The 23,281-nt window shown below is 72.7% G+C and carries 19 protein-coding genes; 9 read left to right on the top strand and 10 right to left on the bottom strand.

Annotation, left to right across the window (positions count from 1 at the left end; all coding sequences use genetic code 11):
• Positions 1-108 precede the first annotated feature (108 nt).
• The 4 genes from ACE1OC_RS01770 to ACE1OC_RS01755 all read right to left on the bottom strand — a co-directional run bounded on the left by ACE1OC_RS01770 (position 109) and on the right by ACE1OC_RS01755 (position 3,914).
• On the bottom strand, positions 109-435 hold the full coding sequence (locus ACE1OC_RS01770) for a hypothetical protein (protein WP_274551217.1): 327 nt from the start codon (positions 433-435) through the stop codon (positions 109-111).
• A 77-nt stretch (positions 436-512) separates the two neighbouring features.
• Positions 513-1,526 (bottom strand): TolB-like translocation protein, encoded by a 1,014-nt coding sequence (locus ACE1OC_RS01765; protein ID WP_407835451.1) that lies wholly within the window; start codon positions 1,524-1,526, stop codon positions 513-515.
• Positions 1,523-2,887 (bottom strand): MFS transporter, encoded by a 1,365-nt coding sequence (locus ACE1OC_RS01760; protein ID WP_407835450.1) that lies wholly within the window; start codon positions 2,885-2,887, stop codon positions 1,523-1,525. Before ACE1OC_RS01760 ends, ACE1OC_RS01765 begins: the two co-directional genes overlap by 4 nt.
• A 160-nt stretch (positions 2,888-3,047) precedes the next feature.
• Complete coding sequence (locus tag ACE1OC_RS01755; RefSeq protein ID WP_407835449.1) at positions 3,048-3,914, bottom strand: glycosyltransferase; 867 nt, start codon at positions 3,912-3,914, stop codon at positions 3,048-3,050.
• 418 nt (positions 3,915-4,332) lie between these two features.
• Between ACE1OC_RS01755 and ACE1OC_RS01750 the strand changes: the two genes are divergently transcribed.
• The 7 genes from ACE1OC_RS01750 (at position 4,333) to ACE1OC_RS01720 (ending at position 13,985) form a co-directional block, all read left to right on the top strand.
• Positions 4,333-5,439 (top strand): Gfo/Idh/MocA family protein, encoded by a 1,107-nt coding sequence (locus ACE1OC_RS01750; RefSeq protein ID WP_407835448.1) that lies wholly within the window; start codon positions 4,333-4,335, stop codon positions 5,437-5,439.
• Between the two features lie 88 nt (positions 5,440-5,527).
• Positions 5,528-6,538 carry an NAD-dependent epimerase/dehydratase family protein gene (locus tag ACE1OC_RS01745; RefSeq protein WP_407835447.1) on the top strand — a complete coding sequence of 337 codons (1,011 nt, stop codon included), beginning with the start codon at positions 5,528-5,530 and terminating at the stop codon, positions 6,536-6,538.
• Positions 6,535-7,701, top strand: a complete 1,167-nt coding sequence (locus tag ACE1OC_RS01740) for a DegT/DnrJ/EryC1/StrS family aminotransferase (protein WP_407835446.1) — start codon at positions 6,535-6,537, stop codon at positions 7,699-7,701. Before ACE1OC_RS01745 ends, ACE1OC_RS01740 begins: the two co-directional genes overlap by 4 nt.
• Positions 7,698-8,486, top strand: a complete 789-nt coding sequence (locus tag ACE1OC_RS01735; RefSeq protein WP_407835445.1) for a NeuD/PglB/VioB family sugar acetyltransferase — start codon at positions 7,698-7,700, stop codon at positions 8,484-8,486. The genes ACE1OC_RS01740 and ACE1OC_RS01735 overlap by 4 nt, the downstream gene beginning before the upstream one ends.
• The gene (locus tag ACE1OC_RS01730; protein WP_407835444.1) at positions 8,483-9,598 is read left to right on the top strand and encodes a DegT/DnrJ/EryC1/StrS family aminotransferase; all 1,116 of its coding nucleotides are present in this window, start codon (positions 8,483-8,485) and stop codon (positions 9,596-9,598) included. The genes ACE1OC_RS01735 and ACE1OC_RS01730 overlap by 4 nt, the downstream gene beginning before the upstream one ends.
• Before the next feature lie 44 nt (positions 9,599-9,642).
• Positions 9,643-12,942, top strand: a complete 3,300-nt coding sequence (locus ACE1OC_RS01725) for a DUF4082 domain-containing protein (RefSeq protein WP_407835443.1) — start codon at positions 9,643-9,645, stop codon at positions 12,940-12,942.
• Positions 12,939-13,985: a glycosyltransferase gene (locus ACE1OC_RS01720; protein WP_407835442.1), complete on the top strand. Its 1,047-nt coding sequence runs from the start codon at positions 12,939-12,941 to the stop codon at positions 13,983-13,985. The genes ACE1OC_RS01725 and ACE1OC_RS01720 overlap by 4 nt, the downstream gene beginning before the upstream one ends.
• 56 nt (positions 13,986-14,041) lie before the next feature.
• Here ACE1OC_RS01720 and ACE1OC_RS01715 read toward each other — a convergent pair whose 3' ends face one another.
• Positions 14,042-14,737 carry a hypothetical protein gene (locus ACE1OC_RS01715; RefSeq protein WP_407835441.1) on the bottom strand — a complete coding sequence of 232 codons (696 nt, stop codon included), beginning with the start codon at positions 14,735-14,737 and terminating at the stop codon, positions 14,042-14,044.
• 82 nt (positions 14,738-14,819) lie between these two features.
• Here ACE1OC_RS01715 and ACE1OC_RS01710 point away from each other — a divergent pair, with 82 nt between their 5' ends.
• The gene (locus tag ACE1OC_RS01710) at positions 14,820-16,853 is read left to right on the top strand and encodes an O-antigen ligase family protein (RefSeq protein WP_407835440.1); all 2,034 of its coding nucleotides are present in this window, start codon (positions 14,820-14,822) and stop codon (positions 16,851-16,853) included.
• Positions 16,787-17,767, top strand: coding sequence for a glycosyltransferase (locus ACE1OC_RS01705; RefSeq protein ID WP_407835439.1), 981 nt, complete (start codon positions 16,787-16,789; stop codon positions 17,765-17,767). Before ACE1OC_RS01710 ends, ACE1OC_RS01705 begins: the two co-directional genes overlap by 67 nt.
• Positions 17,768-17,775: 8 nt before the next feature.
• On the opposite strand, the gene ACE1OC_RS01700 is transcribed toward ACE1OC_RS01705, so the two are convergent.
• From ACE1OC_RS01700 to wecB, 5 genes are all read right to left on the bottom strand, one after another.
• Positions 17,776-18,612: a glycosyltransferase family 2 protein gene (locus tag ACE1OC_RS01700; protein WP_407835438.1), complete on the bottom strand. Its 837-nt coding sequence runs from the start codon at positions 18,610-18,612 to the stop codon at positions 17,776-17,778.
• Between the two features lie 18 nt (positions 18,613-18,630).
• Positions 18,631-19,752 (bottom strand): hypothetical protein, encoded by a 1,122-nt coding sequence (locus ACE1OC_RS01695; RefSeq protein ID WP_407835437.1) that lies wholly within the window; start codon positions 19,750-19,752, stop codon positions 18,631-18,633.
• 4 nt (positions 19,753-19,756) lie between these two features.
• Positions 19,757-21,259 carry an oligosaccharide flippase family protein gene (locus tag ACE1OC_RS01690; RefSeq protein ID WP_407835436.1) on the bottom strand — a complete coding sequence of 501 codons (1,503 nt, stop codon included), beginning with the start codon at positions 21,257-21,259 and terminating at the stop codon, positions 19,757-19,759.
• Complete coding sequence (locus tag ACE1OC_RS01685; RefSeq protein ID WP_407835435.1) at positions 21,256-22,062, bottom strand: chain length determinant protein; 807 nt, start codon at positions 22,060-22,062, stop codon at positions 21,256-21,258. Before ACE1OC_RS01685 ends, ACE1OC_RS01690 begins: the two co-directional genes overlap by 4 nt.
• Before the next feature lie 90 nt (positions 22,063-22,152).
• A complete protein-coding gene (gene wecB, locus ACE1OC_RS01680; protein ID WP_407835434.1) occupies positions 22,153-23,280 on the bottom strand; it encodes a non-hydrolyzing UDP-N-acetylglucosamine 2-epimerase in 1,128 nt (375 codons plus the stop codon).
• Between the last annotated feature and the right edge of the window lies 1 nt (position 23,281).

Here is a 23,281-nt window from a genome sequence, read left to right as displayed (position 1 = left end):
ACGGAGCCCAGGGCCCCAGCCGGCCACAGCCGACCGGGGCCCTGGGCCTTTGTGTGCCACGCCGCCTCGGCCCGGGTCAGGCCGACTCGCGCCCGGATCGGGCCCGACTCACGCCCGGGTCCAGCGCGGGCCCGCCGCTGCGGGGGCCGGCGGCGGTTCGGCTCCGTCCAGGCGCAGGCTGCGCAGCGTGGCGTCCGTTTCGCGCTGGAAGTGCGCGTAGGTGATCAGCCGCTCCCACAGCGGGTCGGGACGGCCCGGAACGGTGGCCCCGCGCGCTTCCCACTCGCGGGCGAGCTGCTCGAAGACGACCGCTCCGCCCGAGGGGGCGGGACTGCCCGACTGCTGCCGGGGAATGCCCCGTGCCAACGCGGCGGGGACGCGGTCGGGTGCCCGGTGCCGGGCCGGGGACGGGGAGACGGCGTGTGGAGTGCCCATGCCCGCCCCAACGATTCTGCTGGCCCCCGGGGTACGCCTCCGGGACCGGCGGGATGGAGCACGGGGCGGGGAGCCCGTCAGCCCAGCCGGGTGGGCGAAGAGGCTGCCGGGGCCAGGACGCGGGGGGTCCCGGTGCCGTCCGCCGGGACCGTCCAGAGGTCCGTGGTGTCCACGGAGCCCTCGGCGGGCAGGGCGTAGGCCAGGGTCCGGTCGTCGAGCCAGAGCGCCTGATCGTCCACGCTGCGCTTCTCCGCCAGCGGCTGCTCCCGCAACGTCCGCAGGTCCAGCACGTGTTCGCGCCACAGGGACGCACCGCGCTGCACCCGCTTCTTGTACGCGACACGGGTCTCGTCGGGGGACAGGGACGGGCACTCGACGTTCGAGGCGAGGGTGGTGACGCTGCGCCGCGCGATCGAACCCTTCACCAGGTACGTCTGGTTGTCCGTGTTGAGGGTGGCGTAGAAGGTGTCGTCGTCCTTGGAGAAGGTGACGCCCCAGAAGTTGATGTCGCTCGCGCTGTAGGGGCGGCCGTCCCGCTCGATGGCGAACTTCTCCAGGTCCGGTTCGAGCGCCCCCGTACGGGTGTCCACGATCGAGGTCCGGGTGGAGAAGAACGCGGAGCCGTAGGACTCACCGGAGACGAAGACCGTCCAGGCGGCGAAGCGGCCGCTCGGGGAGACCCGGGCCCGCGAGGGGGTGCCCGCGAGCGGGAACTCGCGCTGCGTGCGCAGTTCGGAGTCGACGATCAGCGCCCGGTTGTCCTGGGCGAGGGCGCCCGGGGAGGAACTCAGGCACACGCCGGTGCCGGCCGCGGCGTGGAACCGCAGGCAGCTGAGTCCCGAGGCGGTCCGTGCTTCCTGCGGTGAGCGGTCCGGTACGGAGACGAGGGCTCCGCGGTGCGGGCCCTGCGCTCCGTTGAGGAAGGCCAGGCCGCCGCGCCGGTCGAGCGTGACCTTGCCCGGGGCTGCCGTCGGGTCGCCCGCCCGGGTCTGCTCGGAGCGGGCGGCGGCGCGCACCACCAGCACGCCGGCCACGCCTCCGAGGAGCAGCACGGCCAGGGCGAGTACGAGCAGCCGGCGGGAGCGGGTCATCGGGTTCCTCGGGGGCGTCGGGGGTGCGGGGCCCGGGCGGTGGCGCCGTCCGGGGCCGTGGGGCGGAGTACGAAACCGGCGACGGCCGCGCAGCAGCACAGGCCGGCCGCGGCGGCGGCGAGCGCCGGGCCCGAGCCCAGGACCGTCCACGCGGCGCCGAAGGCCAGCGAGCAGCCGAAGCGGGACAGGGCCTGGCCGGTGCCCACGAGCGCGATGCCGGTGGCCCGCAGCTTCGCGGGGACGGTCGCGGCGACGGCCGCGGGCAGCACCCCGTCGGTGGCGGCGTAGAACATGCCGTGCAGGGCGAGGACGAGGTAGGGGAGCGCGGGCAGGCCGGGGGCCCACAGGAGCAGCCCGTAACCGGCCAGCAGGAGGGCGTGTCCGATGAGGAACACGGTGCGGCGTCCGATGCGGTCGGCGAGGGCGCCCGCCGGGACGGCCAGCAGCAGGAACACGGCCGCGGTGCCCAGGGGGAGCAGGGGGAACCACCGCTCGCCGATCCCGGTGCGGTCCTGGAGCAGCAGGTACAGGAAGGCGTCGCTGACGGTGGTGAAACCGAGCAGGGCGGCGCAGCCCGCCAGCGCGCGCAGCCGGGGCAGCCGCAGCAGGCCCAGCGCGTCGCGCAGGTTCACCGCGTCCGGCTTCGGGGAGGCGGCCCCGGGGGCGGAGGGCTTCCGCGGAGCCGGGACCGGGGGAGCGGCGGCTTTCGGGCGTTCGGGCCGCGGCTGCGCCCCGGACGGGACGAACAGCATGAGCACCACGACGCCCAGGGCGGCCACGCAGGCGCTGACCCCGAAGACGGCGTCGTACCCGTCGACCGTCACGCTCAGGATGAAGAACGCGGCGAGCGGCCCGAGCAGGGCCCCGGTGGTGTCCATGGCGCGGTGCACGCCGAAGGCCCGACCCTGCAACTCGGGCGGCGTGGAGAGGGAGATGAGTGCGTCGCGCGGGGCGGTGCGCAGCCCCTTGCCGGTCCGTTCCAGCGCGAGGATCAGTGCCACTGGGCCGAGGCTGTGGGCGAGCAGCAGCAGTGGTTTGCACGCCGCGGAGAGTCCGTAGCCGATGCCGGCGATCAGCTTGTGGTTGCGGATCCGGTCGGCGAGGTGGCCGCCGGTCAGCTGCACCAGCGCACTGACCCCGTTGTACAGGCCGTCGAGGGCGCCGAAGCCGAGCGGACTCAGGCCGAGTCCGGCGACGAGGTAGAGCGGCAGGACGGCGGTGACCATCTCGGAGGAGACGTCGGTGATCAGGCTGACCGAGCCCAGTGCGAGGACGGCCGAGGCGACCGCGGGTCCGCGGACGGGGGATCCGTCGGCGGTGGCCTTCGCGTCCTCGGGCGCGGAGCGGTCCGCGAGGTACATGCTTTTCGAACTCCCGGTCGGGCGTCTGAACGGTGAGCCAGTCGTACGTGCGAATGGCACCCTAATGGTTGTACGGGCCAACTGGGCTGGTTACGACGGGATTCGGCCGCTCGGCCCCCTGGCCGCTCAGTCCTCCGGGCTGCTCGACCCGGCCGGCCGCTCAGCCCTGCCGGCTGCTCTCGTCGCGCAGCCAGGTGGAGAAGTCCCCGCTCCGGATGGCCTTGCGGGCTCCCCGGCGGGCCGCGAGGGCCGCCACGACGAACACCGCCACCCCGGGGAGCAGCCGCGGCTGGGCCCGGAGCATCGCCCGCAGGTCGCCCGTACCGGTGCGTGCGGACGGCTGGGGCGCCGCCTGCCCGGAGGCCCGGGCGGCCTGGAACCGCTCCAGCTCGGCGGAGGAAGTCGCCGCCCGTACCCGGCGTTTGATCAGATCCCCCCAGGTGCGCGGCGGGAGCACCACGACCCTGGCCGCCTCCACGACCCGCCGCTCACCCGGCGCGAAGGCCAGGGACGCGGCCAGGTCGTCGGCCATCAGGGGCGGCAGGGCGGCGAGCCGGGCGTGCCCCGGTTCGGTCACCGCGATGACCCCGCGCCCGAACAGCCCCTCGCGGACCGCGGGCAGCAACTGCCAGACCCGGTAGTACGCCCGGACCGGCCACGCGCAGCCGGTAAGCGGAATGTCCCGGCCGGGGGCCGCGGCGAGCAGGCCCGGGCCGGTGGCGAGTGCATCGGTCAGGGCCCGTACGTCGGCCGCGCCGACCACCACGTCGGCGTCCACGTAGAGGCGGGGGAAGCCGCGCGCGTGCTCGTCGCCCACCCGAAGTGCCTGATGTTTGGACGGAGTCGGGATCTCGACCACCCGTACGCGGGGGCCTCGCGCGGCGGCCACCGCGGCGGTGTCGTCCGTACAGCCGTTGCACACCACGACGATGTCGGGTCCCGGGGCCGGGGCCTCGGTGAGGAGCGCGTCGAGGAGCCGGCCGATGACCCGGCCCTCGTTGTGGGCCGGGATCACGATGCTGGTCACCCCGGAAGTATGCATGGTCGAACGCCCGTACCGACCGTTTCCTCCAACTCTCCCCGGGGGTACGCCCAGTGGTCTAGATTGAACGCAGCCGACCGGATTCGGCGTGCTTCGGCAATGCCGTGATCCACGCTGCAGTCCAGTCGGCGCAGGGTAGTTGGGGCAGGTTACGGGTTCGGCGGCTTGGGGGAACAGGCCGCCTGTCCGTGGTCGGCCGGCGCTAGGGGTGCCGGACGGCCGGGGGGCGGAAGTACGTGGAACACGTACGGCATCGGTCGTGGGGGCCATCACCGTCGGACGGGCCGCGCACGGGTCGCACAGGCGCCCGGCGTGCCCTCGACGGCACCCCCTTCCTTCGCACGCGTCCCGGCCATGGGTCGTCGACACGCCTGCGGGCGTGCGCGGAAGGAAAGGGAACGCTGTGAAGGACACCGCGAAGGACGCCGGGCGGGACGCCACGGGCGCACGTGCGGGTGCGGGACGGACCGAACCGTTAGGGGTCGCCGTCGTCGGAGCGGGCTACTGGGGCCCCAATCTCGTCCGCAACTTCCAGTCCAGTCCGGAGTTCAGGCTCCGCTGGCTCTGTGATCTGAACGTCGACCGGGCCCGGCAGGTGCTCGGCGGCTACTCCACGGTCCAGGCGACCGCGGACTACGCGGCGGTCCTGGCCGACCCCGCGGTCGAGGCCGTCGCCGTGGCCACACCGGCCGGCACCCACCTCGACGTCGCCCTGGCCGCCCTGCGCGCCGGCAAGCACGTCCTCGTGGAGAAGCCGCTCGCGGCCACCTACGAGGACGGCCTGCGGCTGGTGAACGAGGCGGAGGAACGCGGCCTGACCCTGATGTGCGACCACACCTACTGCTACACCCCGGCGGTGGCCCGCATCCGGGACATGGTCCGCTCCGGCGAACTCGGCGACATCCAGTTCGTGGACTCGGTCAGGATCAACCTCGGGCTGGTCCAGAAGGACATCGACGTCCTGTGGGACCTGGCCCCGCACGACCTCTCGGTGCTCGACTTCATCCTCCCGGAGAACGTCCACCCGGTCGCCGTCGCCGCGCACGGGGCCGACCCGATAGGCGCCGGCCAGTCCTGCGTGGCCTATCTGACGCTCCAGCTCAACACCGGCGCCATCGCGCACGTCCACGTCAACTGGCTGTCCCCGGTGAAGGTCCGCACCACGATGGTCGGCGGCTCCAAGCGCACCCTGGTGTGGGACGACCTCAACCCCACGCAGCGGGTCGCGGTCTTCGACCGGGGCGTCGACCTCACGGCCCCGCAGGAGATCGGCGCGGACGAGCGCCGCGACATGCTCGTCTCCTACCGGACCGGCGACATGGTGGCCCCCGCACTCGGCGAGAAGGAGGCCCTGCGCAGCATGGTCGAGGAGTTCGCCGCGGCGATCAGGACGGGGCGGCCCCCGCTCACCGACGGCCGGGCGGGACTCCAGGTCCTCGACATCCTCGAAGCTGCCTCCCGCAGCCTGGAGTTCAAGGGCGCCGTCGTCGGACTGCGCACCGGACGTTGAGCGTTGACGACGCCGCCCGGAGCGCAGCCGCGTACGGCGCTCCGGGCACAGCAGGAAAGACCATGACCGACTCAGTAGGGGCAGGGCGTTGAGCAGCGTACGAGGCAAGAGGATTCTGGTCACCGGCGGAGCGGGCACGATCGGCTCGCACCTGGTGGACCTGCTGGTGGACAACGGGGCGCGCGAGATCGTCGTGCTCGACAACTTCGTACGGGGACGCACCGCGAACCTGGCCCGCGCCCTGCCGAGCGGGGTCGTGGACCTGGTCGAGGGCGACATCCGGGACGTAGCCGCCGTGCGCAAGGCGACCGAAGGCGCCGACCTGGTCTTCCACCTGGCGGCGATCCGGATCACCCAGTGCGCCGAGGAGCCGCGGCTGGCGAACGAGGTGATGGTCGACGGGACCTTCAACGTGCTGGAGGCCGCCGCGGCCGCCGGCGTGGGCAAGGTCATCGCCTCGTCCTCGGCCTCGGTCTACGGGATGGCCGAGTCCTTCCCGACCACCGAGCGCCACCACGCGTACAACAACGACACCTTCTACGGGGCCGCGAAGGCCTTCAACGAAGGCGTGCTGCGCAGTTTCCACGCCATGTACGGGCTGGACTACGTCGCACTGCGCTACTTCAACGTGTACGGCCCCCGGATGGACATCCACGGTCTGTACACCGAGGTGCTGATCCGCTGGATGGAGCGGATCGCCGCGGGCGAACCGCCCCTGATCCTCGGCGACGGAACCCAGACCATGGACTTCGTCGACGTCCGGGACATCGCCAGGGCCAACCTGCTGGCCGCCGAATCGGACCTGACCGACGAGGTGTTCAACGTCGCGAGCGGCTCCGAGACCAGTCTGCTGGAGCTGGCCAACGGCCTCCTGGAGGCCATGGGGGCCGAGGGCCTCACGCCGGAGCACGGACCGGCCCGCGCCGTGAACGGGGTGACCCGCCGGCTCGCGGACACCTCGCAGGCCGCCGAGCGCCTCGGCTTCACGGCCGAGATCGACCTGCGCAGCGGGCTGCGCGACCTGGTCGACTGGTGGCGGGCCGAGCGCGCGGAGGCCGCGGCGGCCGAGGGCGCCGCATCTGCGGAGGCCGGCCGATGAGCAGCCAGGACACCGGCGCCGCCGCCCCCGCCCGCATCCCCGTCATGATCCCGTGGCTCGGTGAGGACGAGGCGCGGGCCGCCGCCGACGCGGTCCTGTCCGGCTGGGTGGCCCAGGGACCGAGGGTCGCGGAGTTCGAACGGGCCTTCGCCGAGCGGGTGGGCGCGGAGCACGGCATCGCGGTGAGCTCGTGCACCACGGCCCTGCACCTCTCGCTCATCGCCCTGGACCTCGGTCCGGGCGACGAGGTCGTCGTCCCCTCGCTCTCCTTCATCGCCACGGCCAACGCGGTCCGCTACGTCGGCGCGCAGCCGGTGTTCGCGGACGTCGAGGAAGCCACGGGGAACCTGACCCCGGCCACCGTGGACGCCGTCCGCACCCCGCGCACCAAGGCCGTGATCGCGGTCCACCAGGGCGGGGTCCCGGCCGACGTGCACGCCCTGCGCGCCGCCTGCGCCGACCGGGGCCTCGCCCTGGTGGAGGACGCCGCCTGCGGCATCGGCGCCACCGTCGGCGGCAAGCCGGTCGGCCAGGGGGCCCTGCTGGCCGCCTGGTCCTTCCACCCCCGCAAGGTGATCACCACCGGCGAGGGGGGCATGGTGACCACGGACGACGCCGCGTGGGCCGAGCGGCTGCGCAGGCTGCGCGAGCACGGCATGAACGTGTCGGCGGCGCAGCGGCACGCGAGCAGCAAGCCGATCGCCGAGAGCTACCTCGAGGTCGGCTACAACTACCGGATGACCGACATCCAGGCCGCTGTCGGCCTGGTGCAACTGGGCAAGCTGGACGAGATCGTGGCCCGCAGGCGGTTCCTCGCCGCCCGGTACGCGCAGCTCCTCGCCGGTGTCCCGGGCCTGACCCCGATCCGGGACCCCTCCCACGGCGAGGGGAACTTCCAGTCCTACTGGGTGCTCCTGGCCGAGGACTTCCCCGTCGGCCGCGACGAGCTGCTCGCGGCGCTGGCCGAGGCCGGAATCTCGGCCCGCCGCGGGATCATGGCCTCCCACCTGGAGCCGGCGTACGCCGGTCACGGTGCGGCGGCGCTGCCGGTGACCGAGCGGATCACCCGCGACTCCCTGATCCTGCCGCTGTTCCACACCATGACCGAGGAGCAGCAGGACCGGGTGGTGGCGGCGCTGCGCGCACAGGCCGGCGGCGGATGAGCGGGCCGCACGGTCCCGTCGCCGGGGCCGCGGCGACGGAAAGCCTGCTGATCGTCGGCGCGGGCGGCTTCGCCCGGGAAACCGCCCAGGCCGTACGGGACGCGGCCGCCGCCGACCTGGCGGCCGGCCGGGCCCCGCGCTGGCGGCTCGACGGGCACCTGGACGACGACCCGGCCCTGCACGGCCGGGACGTCGACGGCGTCCCCGTCCTGGGCGGCAGCGCCCTGGTGCACGAACGCCCGGACGCCCGCGTGGTGGTCTGCGTCGGCAGCCCCCGCGACTACGGGGTACGGGCCCGCCTGGTGCGGCGGCTCGCGCTGCCCGAGATCCGGTACGCCGTCGTGGTCCACCCCACCGCGGCGCTCTCCGGCTCCTCGGTCCTCGGGCCGGGCACGGTCCTGCTCGCGCACTGCGTGCTGACCGCGGCGGTACGGGTGGGGGCCCACGTGGCGGTCATGCCGCACGTGGTCCTCACCCACGACGACGAGGTCGGGGACTTCGCGACCCTGGCCTCCGGGGTCCGCCTCGGCGGCGGGGTACGGCTGGGGCGCGGCGCCTACGTGGGCGCCGGCGCACTGGTCAGGGAGTACACGAAGGTCGGCGCCTGGTCGCTGACCGGGATGGGAAGCACGGTCCTGGCCGACGTGCCGGCCGGCGAGGTGTGGGCCGGAAGCCCCGCCCGCCGGCTGCGCGAGGCGGGGGGCCCGGCGCTCGAAGAGCTCCGGGCCGATGAGTCGCAGACCGGCCGGAGGCCGGAGACACGGATGGGGAGCACAGCCGCATGAACCAGATACCGCTCGTCGACCTGAAGGCCGCGCACGCCGAGGTCGCGGACGCCTTACGTGCGGGATTCGACCGCGTGCTCGCCGACACCGCCTTCATCGGCGGCGAGGAGGTACGGGCCTTCGAGCGCGAGTACGCGGCGTTCGCCGGGGTCGGACACTGCGTCGGCGTGGCCAACGGCACCGACGCCCTGGAACTGGCCCTGCGGGCGAGCGGGGTGGGCGTCGGCGACGAGGTCGTGCTCCCCGCCAACACGTTCATCGCCACCGCCGGCGCGGTCGCCCGGATCGGCGCCAAGCCGGTTCTCGCCGACTGCCTCCCCGACACCCTGCTCCTCGACCCGCAGGCCGCGCTCGACGCGGTCACCAAGGCCACCCGCGCGGTGGTCCCGGTCCACCTGTACGGGCAGTGCGCCGACACCTCCGCGCTGGCCGCGGCCCTGCCCTCGTACGCCAAGCTCGTCGAGGACGCCGCGCAGAGCCAGGGGGCCTCCCGGGAGGGCCGCACCCCCGGCAGCGGGGGGATCGCCGCGACCAGCTTCTACCCGGGCAAGAACCTCGGCGCCTACGGGGACGCCGGCGCGGTGGTGACCGACGACGAGGAGGCCGCCGACCTGGTCCGGGCGCTGGCCAACCACGGCGGCGTCGCCAAGTACCGGCACGACGTGGCCGGTTTCAACAGCAGGCTCGACGGTCTGCAGGCCGTCGTGCTGCGGGCCAAGCTGGCCCGGCTCGCCGAGGGGAACGAGGCCCGCCGGGCCGCCGCCGCCCGCTACGACGGGCTGCTGGCAGACCTGGCGGCCACGGGACGCCTCACCCTGCCGGTCACGGCGCCGGGCAACGTCCACGTATGGCACCTGTACGTCATCCGGGTCAGCGGCGCGGACCGCGACGCGGTCGTCGGCAAGCTCAACGCGGAGGGCATCGGCGCCGGCGTGCACTATCCGGCCCCGGTCCACCTCACCCCGGCCTTCGCCCACCTCGGCCACGGCCGCGGGGCCTTCCCGCACGCCGAGCTGGCCGCCGACCGGATGCTCTCCCTGCCGCTCTTCCCCCAGATCACCGCCGCCCAACAGCAGCGGGTCGTGGACGCGCTCTCAGCAGCGCTGCGCTGACGCCAGGCGTCGCATCACCCCAGGCACTCCCAAATGAGGTTCGGATGAACAGACGGACAAGGCTGCTGCGGTACGGGCTCTTCACCGTGGTGGCAGCCCTGATGGCGGCGGCGCTGCCGCCATCGGTGGCGGTCGCGGCGGACCCGTGCGGCCCCGGCTCCAACGCGATCGTGTGCGAGAACTCGAAGGCGGGCACGCCGATGTCCGACTGGTTCGCACCCAGCGCCTACGGCGACATCAAGGGCTTCCCGGCCCAGACGAGCGTGCAGGCGGGCGAGACCCTGCAGTTCAAGGTCCAGTCGCCGACGGCCTACAAGGTGTCGGTCTACCGGCTCGGCCATTACGGGGGTGACGGGGCCCGCCTGATGTCGACCGCGGCCCAGGCGGCCCAGACGTACCCGGCCAACTTCCCCCAGGGCGGCAACCCGGCGGCCTGCACCAAGAAGGCCTCCACCGGCCTCGTCGACTGCGGCAACTGGCCGGTCACCTCGACCTGGACGGTGCCCTCCGACGCCGTATCCGGCCTCTACATAGCCAACTTCGACCAGGCGGACGGCAACGGGGTCATGCCCTACCCGTTCGTGGTCCGCAACGACGCCAGTCACTCCGACATCGTCGTGCAGACCAGCGACCAGACCTGGCAGGCGTACAACAACTACGGCGGCCAGGACCTGTACGACGGCGGCGGCCCCGCCCCCGACGGCCGGGCCTACGAGGTCAGTTACAACCGGCCGATGGACATCGGCGGCGAGAACGGGATCTACGGATCCGAGTACCAGATGGTCGCCTGGCTGGAGCGCAACGGGTACGACGTCAGCTACATGTCCGGCATCGACATGTCGACCAGGGGTGCGACCCAGCTGCAGAACCACAAGGTGTTCATGTCCTCGGGGCACGACGAGTACTGGACCCAGGAGCAGTTCACCAACGCCCTGAACGCCCGCCGCGCGGGCCAGCACCAGACCTACTTCGCAGGCAACGAGATCTTCTGGAAGACCCGCCTGGCCCCCAGCATCGACGGGGCCAACACGGCCAACCGGACCCTGGTCTGCTACAAGGAGACCAAGCTCTCCTTCCCGCAGCCCAACGGCATCCCCGACCCGAGCGGGATCTGGACGGGCACCTTCATGGACCCGGCCAGCGCCACCAACGGCCGTCCCTACCAGCCGCAGAACCAGCTCACGGGCTCGCTGTTCACCGTGAACGGCTACCGCAGCGACGCGATCACCGTCCCCGGTGCCTACGCCAAGATGCGGCTGTGGCGCAACACCACCGTCGCGAACCTGACCCCCTCCCAGACCGCCACCTTCCCCGTCGGCACGCTCGGCTACGAATGGGACAGCGACGTGGAGGACGCGGCGCGCCCGCCCGGGCAGATCGCGATGTCGTCCACCACGGTGGACATCAACGACGGCAAGTACCGCCTCGACTACGGGAACACGTACGGCAACGGGACCGCGACGCACAGCCTGGTCGCCTTCCGGGACCAGACCTCGGGCGCCCTGGTCTTCGGCTCCGGCACCGTGCAGTGGTCCTGGGGCCTGACCAACATGCCGACCGGCAATCCGGACGACGCGGTGGTCACCGAGGACAAGCGGATGCAGCAGGCGACGGTGAACATCTTCGCCGACATGGGGGTCCAGCCCAAGTCCCTGCAGAGCAACCTGGTCGTGGCCACCGCCTCCGCGGACCACACCGGCCCGGTCATCACCGTGACCAGCCCCGCGGCGAACGCCACCGTGCCCGCCCTGCGGCCCGTGACCATCACGGGCACCGCCTCCGACAGCGGCGGCGGAGTCGTGGCCCGCGTGGAGGTCTCCACCGACGGCGGAACCACCTGGAAGGCCACCACGGGCGTCGCGTCCTGGAGCTACAAGTGGACCCCGACCACCCCGGGTTCCGCGCAGATCAAGGTCCGCGCGGTGGACGACAGCGTCAACATCGGCGCCACCACCACCGTGCCGCTGACCGTGGGACCTCAGCAGTGCCCCTGTACCGTATGGCCCGCCGCGGCCGTGCCGGGCACCGTCAATGCCGGCGACGGCAGCGCCGTCGAACTCGGCGTGAAGATCCGCTCCTCGGTGCCCGGTTCGATCACGGGCGTCCGCTTCTACAAGTCCCCGGCCAACACCGGCACCCACACGGGCAGCCTCTGGAGCAGCACCGGCCAGCGCCTGGCCACGGGCACCTTCACCAACGAGACGGCATCGGGCTGGCAGCAGCTCAACTTCTCCTCGCCGATCCCCATCAAGGCCAACACCACCTACATCGCCTCCTACTTCGCCCCCAACGGCGGGTACTCCTTCGACACCACCTTCGCCTCGGCCGACGCCGGGCTGGCGCCCTTCACCGCGCTGAAGAGCGGCACCGACGGCGGCAACGGCGTCTACCGCTACAGCGGCACGGGCGGGTTCCCGTCCACCGCCGCCTCCGGCAGCAACTACTGGGTGGACGCGGTCCTGGACACCGCCACCGCGAGCACGACGCCCCCGACCGTCACCTCGACCACCCCGCAGTCCGCGGCGACCGGCACGTCGATCACCACGACGGTGAAGGCCACCTTCAACTCGGCGGTCGACGCCGACACGCTGGTGTTCACCGTCAAGGGTCCCGGCGGCGTCACCGTCCCGGGCAGCAAGGTCCTCGACGTCTCCAACAGCGCCACCTTCACCCCCTCCAGCGAACTGGCACTGGGCACCACCTACACGGCGTCGGTGCAGGTGGCCGATCTGTGGGGCAACGCCATGGCCGCGCCGGTCACCTGGACCTTCACCACCAGCACGAGCCCGCCGGCGGTGAACTGCCCCTGCACCCTGTGGGGTCCGAACGCCACCCCGACCACAGCCAACGTCAACGACGACACCAACTCCGTGGAACTGGGCACCCGTTTCCAGTCCACGGTCGCCGGCTACGTCACCGGCATCACCTTCTACAAGGGCCCCGGGAACACCGGCACCCACACCGGCAGCCTCTGGTCCGCGGGCGGCACGCTCCTGGCCACCGGAACCTTCGGCAGCGAGACCGTCTCCGGCTGGCAGCAGCTGCACTTCGCCACCCCGGTGGCCATCACCGCGAACACCGAGTACGTGGCCTCGTACCACGCACCGAACGGCAAGTACTCCGTGGACGGCGGCTACTTCAGCGCCGCGCACCGCTCCTATCCGCTGGTGGCCCCGGCCGACGGCGGCGGCGCGGGCACCGGCAACGGCCTCTACAAGTACGGGGCGGGCACGGTCTTCCCGAACAACACCTTCGGATCGGTGAACTACTGGGTCGGCCCGGTCTTCACCACCACGGCCCCCGCCCCGCTCGCGGAGGGGTCCACGGAGGTGTCCGGCCAGTGAGCACCGTCAGCGTGGTGATCCCCTGCTACAAGTACGGCCACTTCCTGGCCGACTGCGTCAAGAGCGTCCTGGACGAACAGGAAGGCGTCGACGTACGGGTACTGATCATCGACGACGCCTCCCCCGACGACTCCGCGGACGTCGCGCGCGCCCTCGCGGCGGCCGACCCGCGGATCGAGGTCCGGGTCCACGAGACGAACCAGGGCCACATCGCCACCTACAACGAGGGCCTGCTCGAGTGGGCGGACGGGGACTACGTCGCCCTGCTGTCCGCCGACGACCGGCTGGTCCCCGGCGCCCTGGTGCGCGCCGCGGCCCTGCTCGACGCCCACCCGGAAGCAGGCTTCGCCTACGGCAGGCCACTGCGGTTCCAGCACGGCGGGCCGCTGCCGGCGGCCCGCACCCGGTCCACCGGTTCGGTGGTCTATCCCGGGCGGTGGTGGCTGGAGCGGCGCTTCCGGGAGGGCACCGGATGCATCACCTCGCCCGAGGTGGTCGTGCGCACCAGCCTCCAGCGCAAGGTCGGGGGCTACGACCCGGAGCTTCCGCACGCCGGGGACATCGAGATGTGGATGCGGCTCGCGGCCCACGCCGACGTGGGGTACGTCCGGGGGGCCGACCAGGCCTTCTACCGGGTCCACGGCAACAACATGTCCACCACGGACTTCGGTGGGCAGCTCGACGACCTGCGCCAGCGCCTCGTCGCCTTCGACTCGGTGCTGGAGAAGTGCGGCGGCCTGCTTCCGGAGGCGGGCCGGCTGTCGACCGCGGCCCGCACCCGGCTCGCCCGGTACGCCCTGCGGCGCGCCTACCGGGCCTACGACCGCGGGCGCACCGCGGTGGTCCCGGTCGAGGAACTGGAGGCCTTCGCCGCCGAGTGCCTGCCCCGGTACACCTCGCTCGCGGAGTACGGGGCGCTGCGCCGGCGCCGGCGGATCGGGGCCCGTGTGATGCCGTACCTCCAGCCGCTCGTGCTGTCGGCCGTCGCCGACAGGGGACGCGAATGGCTCTGGTGGCAGTCCTGGAAGCGCCGAGGGATCTGATGACACCGCACCACCGCCCCGATCCGGGGGCGTTGGCGGCCGGGCGGCCCGCTGTCTCAGCGGGCCGCCGCGGCCGCCGGCACGGGACTCCCGTCCCGCTCCGTCCTGTTGCTTCCGGCGCCGGCGCGTTCGCGCCGGCGCCGGGCGCGGCCCGCCAGCAACTGATCGGTCCACAGTGCGCAGGCCGTGCCGGCGACCAGGGCCAGGACGGCCGTCCCGGCCAGTCCGCGGCTCTTGGTCCCGAGCTGCGCCACCGCGGACGGCGGTACGAGCAGGGTGACGCTCATCCGGCCCGCCGCCGGGATCTGCTGCTCGGCCTGCATGTCCGAGAGGTGCTTCCCGTAGACCTCGACGACCTTCAGCACCGAACGGTCGGCCGTGGCCGGGTCCGTGTGCTGCGCCTGGATCTGGAGGGAGGGGATGAGATAGCGCGGGGTGACGCTCGTGCCGCTGTTGCGCGGGATCAGCCGGTAGGTGCCCAGCACCCCGGCGGCGCGCAGTTCGGCCTCCCCGTCGGAGGAGTCCAACTGCTGTACGGCGGCCAGCGAGACGGCGGCCAGCGGCGGCTGCAGATTGGCGAGCTGGTTCGGCTGGTTGCCGGTCACCGGCGGTTTGAGGACGACGATCGCGGTGCTCACGTACGTCGTGGTGGGCCGGAGCACCTGGAGCGCCCCGGCGGCCGCCAGCACTGCCGCCAGGACCAGCACGTACCAGCGGCGGCGCAACGTGCGGAACAGCTCACCAGGCGACACAGGATTCCTTCCGTCGTGTTCGATCTTCCCAGGACGCCGGGCAACACGCCAACGGTTCCCGGGCAGTTGCGAGGGAGCGTTCGTGAACATCGGTGAGATAGGAGCGGTGCTGCGGCGCCGCTGGTACGTCATGGCGCCCCTGACGCTGTGCGGGGTCCTCGCGGGAGCGCAGCTCTACCAGTCGGTCCCGGTGTCCTACCAGTCCCAGAGCTCGGTGGCCCTGCTCGACTCCGCGGCCGTGGCCCAGCTGGCCCCCGCCTTCGGCAACCCCATCGCGAACGCGGGCGGTTCCCTCGTGGTGACCGCCGACGTGCTCATCAGGACCCTGTCGGGCGCGGATGCGGCCCGGGACCTGCACGGGCTCGGGGTGACCGACCCCTACACGGTCGGCTTCGCGGCGAACGCCTCGGGCCCGATGCTCACGCTGACCGTCACGGGCACCAACCGGGCCAAGGTGCTCAAGGAGACCAGCCTGCTCACCGACTTCGCCGGGGAGCAGCTCAACGCGCTCCAGGCGGCGGCCAAGGTGCAGCCCGCGTACTTCGTGCAGACCGCGCCCGTGGTGCTGCCGCAGACCCCGAAACCACAGCTCAAGACCCGCTACCAGCAGGTCCTGGCCGTGCTCATCGCCGGCCTGGTCGCCGGCTTCACGGCCTCCTTCGTCCTGGAGAGCATGCTGGCGGGCCGCCGCCGTCGGCGCGAGGCCGCCGCGGCCGCCGCGGGGACGGCCCCGCGCGTGCGCCGGCGGACGCGCCACCGCGAGCTGGACGCCACCGCCCTGCTCACCGGCTATCTGGGGCTGGCCTTCTTCATCCCCTCGAACCTCACCCTGCCGGGTCTCGGCGGTGTGGGCACCCCGGCCAACGTCTTCGCGCTCCTTGCCCTGTTCTGGTACCTGGCGACCTGGCTGACCGGCCGGATCAGACCGGCTCCCGGTACCCGGCTGCCCCGGGTCGTGATGTGGCTGCTGGCCGTCTCGGTCCTGGCCTCGTACCTCGCGAACGCCTCCCGGGGCAGTTCGCACAAGGAGGTGCTGGGCGCCGACCGGGGGCTGATCGGGCTGCTGGTCTGGGTATCGCTGGTGGTGCTGATCTCCGCCGGGATCCAGGACCGGGCACGCCTGGACGTGCTGTTGCGGCGGGCCGTGGTGATGGGGGCGGTGGTCGCCGCCATCGGCTACTACGACTTCTTCACCGCGACGAACATCGCCGAGAAGATCAGCATCCCGGGGCTCCAGTCGAGCGTCGCGCAGATCACCACCCTGGACCGCGGGGCCTTCACCAGGCCGCGGTCGACGACCGCGCAGCCGCTGGAGTTCGGCGGCATGCTCGCCCTGCTGCTGCCCTTCGCGATCCAGCAGGCCTTCGATCCGGCCCGGGCCCAGCTCAGCCGCTGGCGCCGCTGGGCTCCGGTGGCGCTGATGGGCGGCGCCCTGCCGCTGACGGTGTCCCGGACCTCCATCATCGGCGCCCTCATCGTGGTGCTGGTGATGGTGCCCCGGTGGAAGCCGCAGCGCCGCTGGACCACCTTCGGCCTGCTGCTCGGCTCGGTGGCCGTCTTCAAGGTCCTCGTCCCCGGCCTGATCGGCACGATCACCACGCTCTTCGCGTCCTTCGTGTCGAACTCCGACAGCAGCACCCAGGCCCGCACGGTGAAGTACAGCGCGATCGTGCCCTACCTGGAGGAACGCCCGCTGTTCGGCCGGGGCCTGGGCACCTTCACCCCGGACCTCTACTTCTTCACCGACAACCAGTACATGCTGACCCTGGCGGAGATGGGCCTGCTGGGTCTGCTCGCGCTCCTGGCGCTCTTCCTCACCGGAATCCACCAGGGCGGCGCCATCCGCCGTCTCGCCGCCGACGAGTCCGACCGGGAGCTCGGCCAGGCCTTCTTCGCCTCGGCCCTCGTCGCCCTGGTCAGCGCGGCCACCTTCGACGCCCTCAGCTTCCCGATGTTCGCCGGGATGTTCTTCCTGACGATCGCCGCCGGAGGCAGCTACCTCGGCTTCATCCGGCGCGCCGCGCCCGAGCCCCGAAACGTGGAGTCCCCGTGCCTTCCGACAGCACAGCTTCCGACAGCACCGCTTCAACCGACACAGCTTCAACCGGCCCCGTAGCCGTCCTCGTCGTCACCTGGAACAGCGCCCGGGTGATACCCGAGTTCCTCGCCTCCCTGCCCGAGGGCATGGCCGGCGTCGACTGGCGGCTGGTCGTCGCCGACAACGACTCCGCCGACGGCACCGTGGACCTCGTCCGGTCGCTGGCTCCCGAGGCCACGGTCGTCGAGACCGGCCGCAACGCGGGCTACGCGGCCGGGGTGAACGCCGCCCTGGCGGCCGCCGCCGGATGGGAGGGCGGCTTCCGCGCCGCCCTGGTGTGCAATCCGGACATCCGGATGCGGCGGGGCTGCGCGGAGCTCCTCGTGGGCGCGCTCGGAGACCCGGTGAACGGCGGGGGCCGGGTGGGGATCAGCGTCCCGCTGCTGTACGAGGAGGACGGGACGCTCCACTACTCGCTGCGCCGGGAGTCCCGGGTGACCCGCGCCCTGGGCGAGGCCGTGATCGGCAACCGCCGCGCCGGACGCTTCCCGCGCTGGAGCGAGCTGGTCACCGATCCGTCGGCGTACGGACGCAGAACGGTCGCCGACTGGGCGACCGGCGCGCTGATGGCGCTCTCCCGGGAGTGCCTGGAGGTCTGCGGCGCCTGGGACGAATCGTTCTTCCTCTACTCGGAGGAGACCGAGTACTGCCTGCGGGCCGGCGACCGGGGCTTCGCCACCCGGCTCGAACCCGCCGCCTCGGCCGTCCACCTCGGCGGGGACTCGCAGGTCTCCCCGCGGCTGTGGACCCTGCTGACCCTCAACCGCGTACGCCTCTACGGCCGCCGCCACTCGGCGCCCGCCACCGCGGCCTTCCGCGCGGCCGTGCTGCTACGGGAGACCTCCCGGGCGGCGCTCGGCCGCCCGGCGAACCGGGCCGCGGCGCGCGCCCTGGCCAGCCGGACCGCCCTGCGCGCCACCCCGGGGCCCTGAGCCGGCGGTCAGGCGACGGGGGCCGGACCGGCGGGAGCGGGACCGGTCGGCGCCGGCCCGTCCCAGGCGGTGTAGAAGCTCTCCGGATTGACCAGGTACCGGACGGTGGGACGGGGCAGGTGGCGCACCTCGTGGCGCCGGCTGTAGCGGCGAACCAGCTCCCAGTCCTCGCGGGGCAGCACTTCGGGGGTCCGCCGCAGGCGGCTGAAGTACAGGGCCGGGGTGCGGCGCGCCACGAAGGCATTGGTGTCGAGGAAGGCTTCGTGCGCGCTGCGTCGTCGGTCGAAGGGCACCGACAGCACGTCCCGCTGGGTACCGTCGGGGAGCATCCTGCGCAGCGCCGTGTACACCGCGTCCGGCCCGCCCGGCGACTCCAGGGCCGTCAGGGCCTGCTCCAGGTGGTCCGGCTCCCACAGGTTGTCGTCGTCCAGGAAGGCCACGTACCGCGAGCGGCTGAGCCGGATCCCCACATTGCGCACCACTCCGGCCGTGGCCGTGTTCCGTGCCAGCGAGACCGCGAAGAGCCGTGGATCCGCGGGGAGTTCGGGCAGCCCCGCGCCGTCGTCCACGACGATGACCACCTGGTCGGCCACGGTCTGCGCGAGAGCCGAGCGCACGGCCGAGCGCAGGGCCTCGGGGCGGCGGTGGGTGGCGATCACGGTGGCCACCAGGGCGGACGGCGGCCGCTCCAGGAGCGAGCCCAGCCGGCCGGTCTCCGCGTTCTCGAAACGGCGCAGCCGCAGGGCGGAGGGGGCCAGCAGGAGCTTGTTCCTGGCCTCGAAGAGCACCAGCCAGCCGAAGGCCCGCTTGAGCAGCTCCCAGGGGGCCCGGGCGATGCGGCGCATGTCATGTCCTCTCGGTGGTCAGGGGGAGGGTTCGGGTACGACGGGACGCCCGTCCGACATCCGGTTGCCGCGCCACACGTTCCCCGCGCCGCCCGCGTTCCACGCGGCGACCGCCCCGTAGAGCCCGCTCTTGGGGTGGTACTGGGTGGAGAACACGTTGTCCGTGACCTGGATGCCGGTGGCCCCCGGGCCGCCGCCGTAGAGCGCGTACGCCCCTCCGGCCAGCCAGTTGTCGTCGACGATCACGTTGGAGACCACACCGGTGTCGGCGAAGAGACCGAGCGCCGCGCTGGCGCCCTTGTCGACCGGGACGGCGTTCAGCAGGGTGTTGTGGCGGACCGTCAGCCGGCCCTTGTTGCCACCGCCGCTGATCACGGCGTCGGTGTGCTGCCACTCCCCGCCGAGATTGCGGAAGGCGACGATGTCGTGGACGTAGTTGTCGTGCAGATTGCCCTGGCCCATGGACAGGGCGTTGCCGAACACCGAGACGTCGCACCAGCCGACCTCGACGGAACTGTCACCCATGTTGGACACCGCGTAGTTGACGCCGCCGTTGTCGGGGCCCTTGCCCGGTACGGCGGTGATCGTGGTGTGCAGGACCCGCAGGCCCTTGAAGCCCGGACGGAGGTTGACGCCCCACCAGTTGGTCGAGGTGATCCGGCTGTCGATGATCGTGACGTTGTCGGCGTACACGTCCAGCGAACCGCGGATGTCCCAGCCCTTGATGACCGTGCCGTCGGTCTTGATCGACATGTTCCCGGTGTCGTGCCGCTCCAGTGCGATCCGCGGTCCGGTGGAGCGCGCGTCGGGGAAGCCGCAGGCGCCGGGTGAGGTGGCGTTGCAGGCGGGGCCCGGTGCGGGCGGCGCACTGCTGCCCGGCGGGGGAGTGGGTGACGGGGAGGCGGAGGTCGCGGAGGGGCTCGGGCTGCCGGGTGCGGACGGCGAGGCGGAGGGCTCGGTGGTGGGCACCGGCAGCGGGAGGGGCTTCTCCTCGCCGGGGCACTCCAGGGCGGCTTCCGGGCAGGAATCGGCCGCCGACTCGCTGCGGCCCGTCCGCTCGGCCTGGTAGAGGGTCAGGGCGGCGGCCAGTAAGAACCCGGCCAGCAGCCAGGCCCACAGTCGTCTGCGAAGGCGTGCCATGGTGTCATTCCTTGATCGTCGTGGACGTGGCGGCCGGTGCGGTGCCGCGGAGGAAGCCGAGGCTGGGCAGGACGCACACGGCATAGCACAGGGTGGCGGCGGCCGAGGTCGTCAGGAGCGCGAGGACGCCGTCGCCCAGGACCCGTTCCATGCCGAGAACCGCACCCGCCATCACGGCCCCGCCGAGGAGGGGCCAGGCGCAGGCGCGCGCCACGATGCCCAGCCGGACACCGCCGCGGTGCAGCGCGACGAGGTACACCGGCACCACGACGGCCCCGGCAACCAGGACCTGGCCCTGGGCCACCCCGGCGATCCCGCCGGTGCGGGCGCCGGCCACGAGGACCGGGACCAGGAGGAGGAGCCACAGGCCCTGTACGGCGATCAGCGAGCGGCGTCGCCCGATGGCCACCAGACAGTCGTAGGCGAGTTCGCAGCCGATGCGGATCAGGCCGAGAGCCATCAGCCAGGGCAGTGCACGGGCTGCGGGCTCCCACCGTTCCCCGTAGACGAGCACCACGATCGGTCCGGCGAGGCCGGCCAGCAGCACGCAGAGCGGCACGGTGACCGTCACCAGGACGCCGAGGGCCCGGCCGAATCCGTCGGCCAGTGCCTTGGGGGACTCGGCCAGCCGGGAGAATCCGGCGAAGGAGACCCGGCGGGCCGCCTCGGAGACGATCCGTACGGGCCAGCCGGAGATGTTGAACGCGAGGACGTAGAAGCCGAGGGCCAGTTGGTCCAGGGTCGAACCCACCACCATCGGCGGCACGTTCGCGACGCCGAGGGCGAGCAGGCTGGCTCCGGCGAGCGGCAGCCCGAAACGGAGCAGTGCCCGTGCCTGCTCCCGGTCCCAGCCGAACCGCAGGGTGCCCGGGGCCGCGAGGCAGCAGCCGACGAGCGCGCCCGCGCTGCCGGCGACGGCGCCCCAGGCGAAGCTCATCGCACCCCAGCCCTGCATCGCCAGGAGCAGGGTCACCGTGGTGCTGAGCACGAAGTTGACCGCGTCGACGGCCATCCGCCGGCCTTGCGCGAACGCACGGGTGAGGAAGCCGGCGGGTACCTGCGACAGGCCGTCGAGGACCACGACCAGGCACATCACCCGCAGGACGCCGGAGGCCTCGGGCGAGCCCAGCACACCGGCGACCGCCGGGGCGAGCGCGAACAGCACCGCGTAGAGCAGGCAGCTGGAGGCGGCGCTCAGGGTCAGGACCGTCGGGGCGAAGCGGCGCGGGTCGCCCTCCCAGCGCACGATGGCCAGGGAGACCCCCAGCTCGTTGGCCGAGAGCAGGACCAGCAGGACCGTCTGGGCGATCCCGTAGACGCCCCAGGCCTCGGGACCGAGGAAGAAGCGGGCGAGGACGATGCCCATGGCGAAGTTGCCCAGGCGCATCACCATGGTGTTGACCAGGCTCCACCGGGCGGCGGACCCCACCTTGCGGCCCAGGGAAGGTTCCTCGGGCGGCGCCCCGGACGGGTCCTGGGTGCCGGTGTCCGTGGTGGGGGCGGTCACTTGGGTGCCTTGGAGCGGAAGGCCGACGAGGGCAGGACCTTGAGCGCCATCGTGGCCGTGGGGTCGGCGGCGCCGGTGTGATCGTCGGACCCGTCGTCGAAACCGAAACCGGAACTGGAACCGGAACCGGAACCCGGCCCTGAGCCGTGGTCCTCGGGCGGCTCCGGGTCGGATGCCACGGGCTTGCGCCGGCCGGGCTTGTCGGCCTTGCGGCGCCGGGCCTCGACGAAGAAGGTGGCCACCAGGCTGAGGACGAAGCCCAGCGCCGCCGCCATGACCAGGTACTGGAGCCGGGTCTTGGTCTGCGCCTCGGGCTTCTGCGGCGGCACGATCGTCGCCATCCGGATCATCGCCTCGGGAGTCACCGACTGCTGCGCCTGGAACTCCAGGAGCCGCTTCTCGGCGTACGCGGTGAAGAGCTTGTCGGACTGCAGGACGGCGGCCGGGTCGGTGCCGGTGACGCTCAGCCACATGAAGGGCCCCTGGGCGTTGTCGGCGATCTTCGCCTCGTACACGCCGGTGAGTCCCTGGGCCTTGAGGTCGGCCTTGGAATCGTCGGAGTTCAGGTTGCGGGCGAGCCCGTCGGCCATGCCGGTGAGCGAGGCCTGGGTGCTCAGGAAGGGGTTGCCGTCGAAGGCGACCGTGGCCTTCTTCGAGTTCAGGAGGGTCACGGTGCTCTGCGACCGGTACTCCACCGGGACCAGCAGGTACACGCCGGTGATGAGCGCGGCCGTGAGCAGCAGCCCGGGCAGCAGCACGTACCAGCGCCTGCGCATGACCCGCCAGATCTCCGCGAGGTCCATCAGCCTTCTTTCGATCCAGGTGGAACAGGGGTGGAAACGGTGCCGTGGCCGGAAGGGTCCGCCGTACGGCGAACCCTTCCGGCCACGGCGCTAGACGACGGGCGCGGTGCCCGGGACCAGGTCGGTGGGCCGCGGCCGGGTCGCCGCGCTCCCGCCCTCCAGGAGCACCTGCGCGATGCGCTCGCTCGCGCGGCCGTCCCACAGCTCGGGGCAGCGGGGCGCGGGCGGATCGTCGAGCACCCGGTGCACCGTGGCCGTGATGCGGTCCGGGTCGGTGCCCGCCAGGACGTTGGTGCCCTGCTCGACGGTGATCGGGCGCTCGGTGTTCTCCCGGAGGGTCACACAGGGCACGCCGAGCGCCGTGGTCTCCTCCTGGATGCCCCCGGAGTCGGTGAGCACCACGCGGGCGGAGTCCTGCAGGGCGATGAAATCGAGGTATCCGGCGGCCGGCACCAGCCGGATGCCGCCGGGCACGCCGATCTCGGCCAGCCGTTCGGCCGCCCGGGGGTGCACGGGCAGCAGCAGCGGGCAGCGGCCCGCGATCTCGCCCAGCGCCTTCAGCAGACCGCGCAGGGCGTCCGGATCGTCCACGTTGGCCGGCCGGTGCAGGGTGACCAGGCCGTACCCGCCGCGGGTGAGCCCGTAGCGGTCGAGGACGTCGGAGCGCCGGGCCCGGTCCAGATTGGCGAACAGGGTGTCGATCATGACGTTGCCCACGACGTGGATCTGGTCCTCCCGGTACCCCTCCGACCGCAGGTTCGCGGCGGCGTCGGGGGAGGGGGCCAGCAGGTAGTCGCTGATCCGGTCGGTGGCGACCCGGTTGACCTCCTCGGGCATGCTCCAGTCCCGGCTGCGCAGCCCCGCCTCCACGTGGGCCAGCAGCGGCCCGGCCTTCGCGGTGACCACGGCGCAGGCCAGGGTGGAGTTGATGTCCCCGACCACCACGACCGCGTCCGGGACCAGCTCCTCGAGCAGCGGCTCGAAGGCCTCCATCACCCGGCCGGTCTGCTGGGCGTGGCTGCCGGACCCGGCTCCCAGATAGCGGTCGGGGGAGCGGATGCCGAGGTCGCGGAAGAAGACGTCGTTCATGGACTCGTCGTAGTGCTGGCCGGTGTGGACGAGGACGACTTCGGCGCCGCGGCGCTCCAGCGCGTCCATCACCGGTTTGATCTTCATGTAGTTGGGCCGGGCCCCGGCCACGCAGACGATCCTGGTCATG

The sequence above is a fragment of the Streptomyces stoeckheimensis genome, from assembly GCF_045822005.1.
Lineage (GTDB): Bacteria > Actinomycetota > Actinomycetes > Streptomycetales > Streptomycetaceae > Streptomyces > Streptomyces stoeckheimensis.
The sequence above is the reverse complement of the archived record's forward strand: the minus strand, read 5'-3'. Positions and strand labels throughout refer to the sequence as shown.

Excerpts from the sequence above, each read along its gene's own strand:
- ACE1OC_RS01770 (WP_274551217.1), bottom strand. The coding sequence starts at position 435 with ATGGGCACTCCACACGCCGTCTCCCCGTCCCCGGCCCGGCACCGGGCA.
- ACE1OC_RS01765 (WP_407835451.1), bottom strand. The coding sequence starts at position 1,526 with ATGACCCGCTCCCGCCGGCTGCTCGTACTCGCCCTGGCCGTGCTGCTC.
- ACE1OC_RS01760 (WP_407835450.1), bottom strand. The coding sequence starts at position 2,887 with ATGTACCTCGCGGACCGCTCCGCGCCCGAGGACGCGAAGGCCACCGCC.
- ACE1OC_RS01740 (WP_407835446.1), top strand. The coding sequence starts at position 6,535 with ATGAGCAGCCAGGACACCGGCGCCGCCGCCCCCGCCCGCATCCCCGTC.
- ACE1OC_RS01735 (WP_407835445.1), top strand. The coding sequence starts at position 7,698 with ATGAGCGGGCCGCACGGTCCCGTCGCCGGGGCCGCGGCGACGGAAAGC.
- ACE1OC_RS01730 (WP_407835444.1), top strand. The coding sequence starts at position 8,483 with ATGAACCAGATACCGCTCGTCGACCTGAAGGCCGCGCACGCCGAGGTC.
- ACE1OC_RS01725 (WP_407835443.1), top strand. The coding sequence starts at position 9,643 with ATGAACAGACGGACAAGGCTGCTGCGGTACGGGCTCTTCACCGTGGTG.
- ACE1OC_RS01700 (WP_407835438.1), bottom strand. The coding sequence starts at position 18,612 with ATGCGCCGCATCGCCCGGGCCCCCTGGGAGCTGCTCAAGCGGGCCTTC.
- ACE1OC_RS01695 (WP_407835437.1), bottom strand. The coding sequence starts at position 19,752 with ATGGCACGCCTTCGCAGACGACTGTGGGCCTGGCTGCTGGCCGGGTTC.
- ACE1OC_RS01685 (WP_407835435.1), bottom strand. The coding sequence starts at position 22,062 with ATGGACCTCGCGGAGATCTGGCGGGTCATGCGCAGGCGCTGGTACGTG.
- wecB (WP_407835434.1), bottom strand. The coding sequence starts at position 23,280 with ATGACCAGGATCGTCTGCGTGGCCGGGGCCCGGCCCAACTACATGAAG.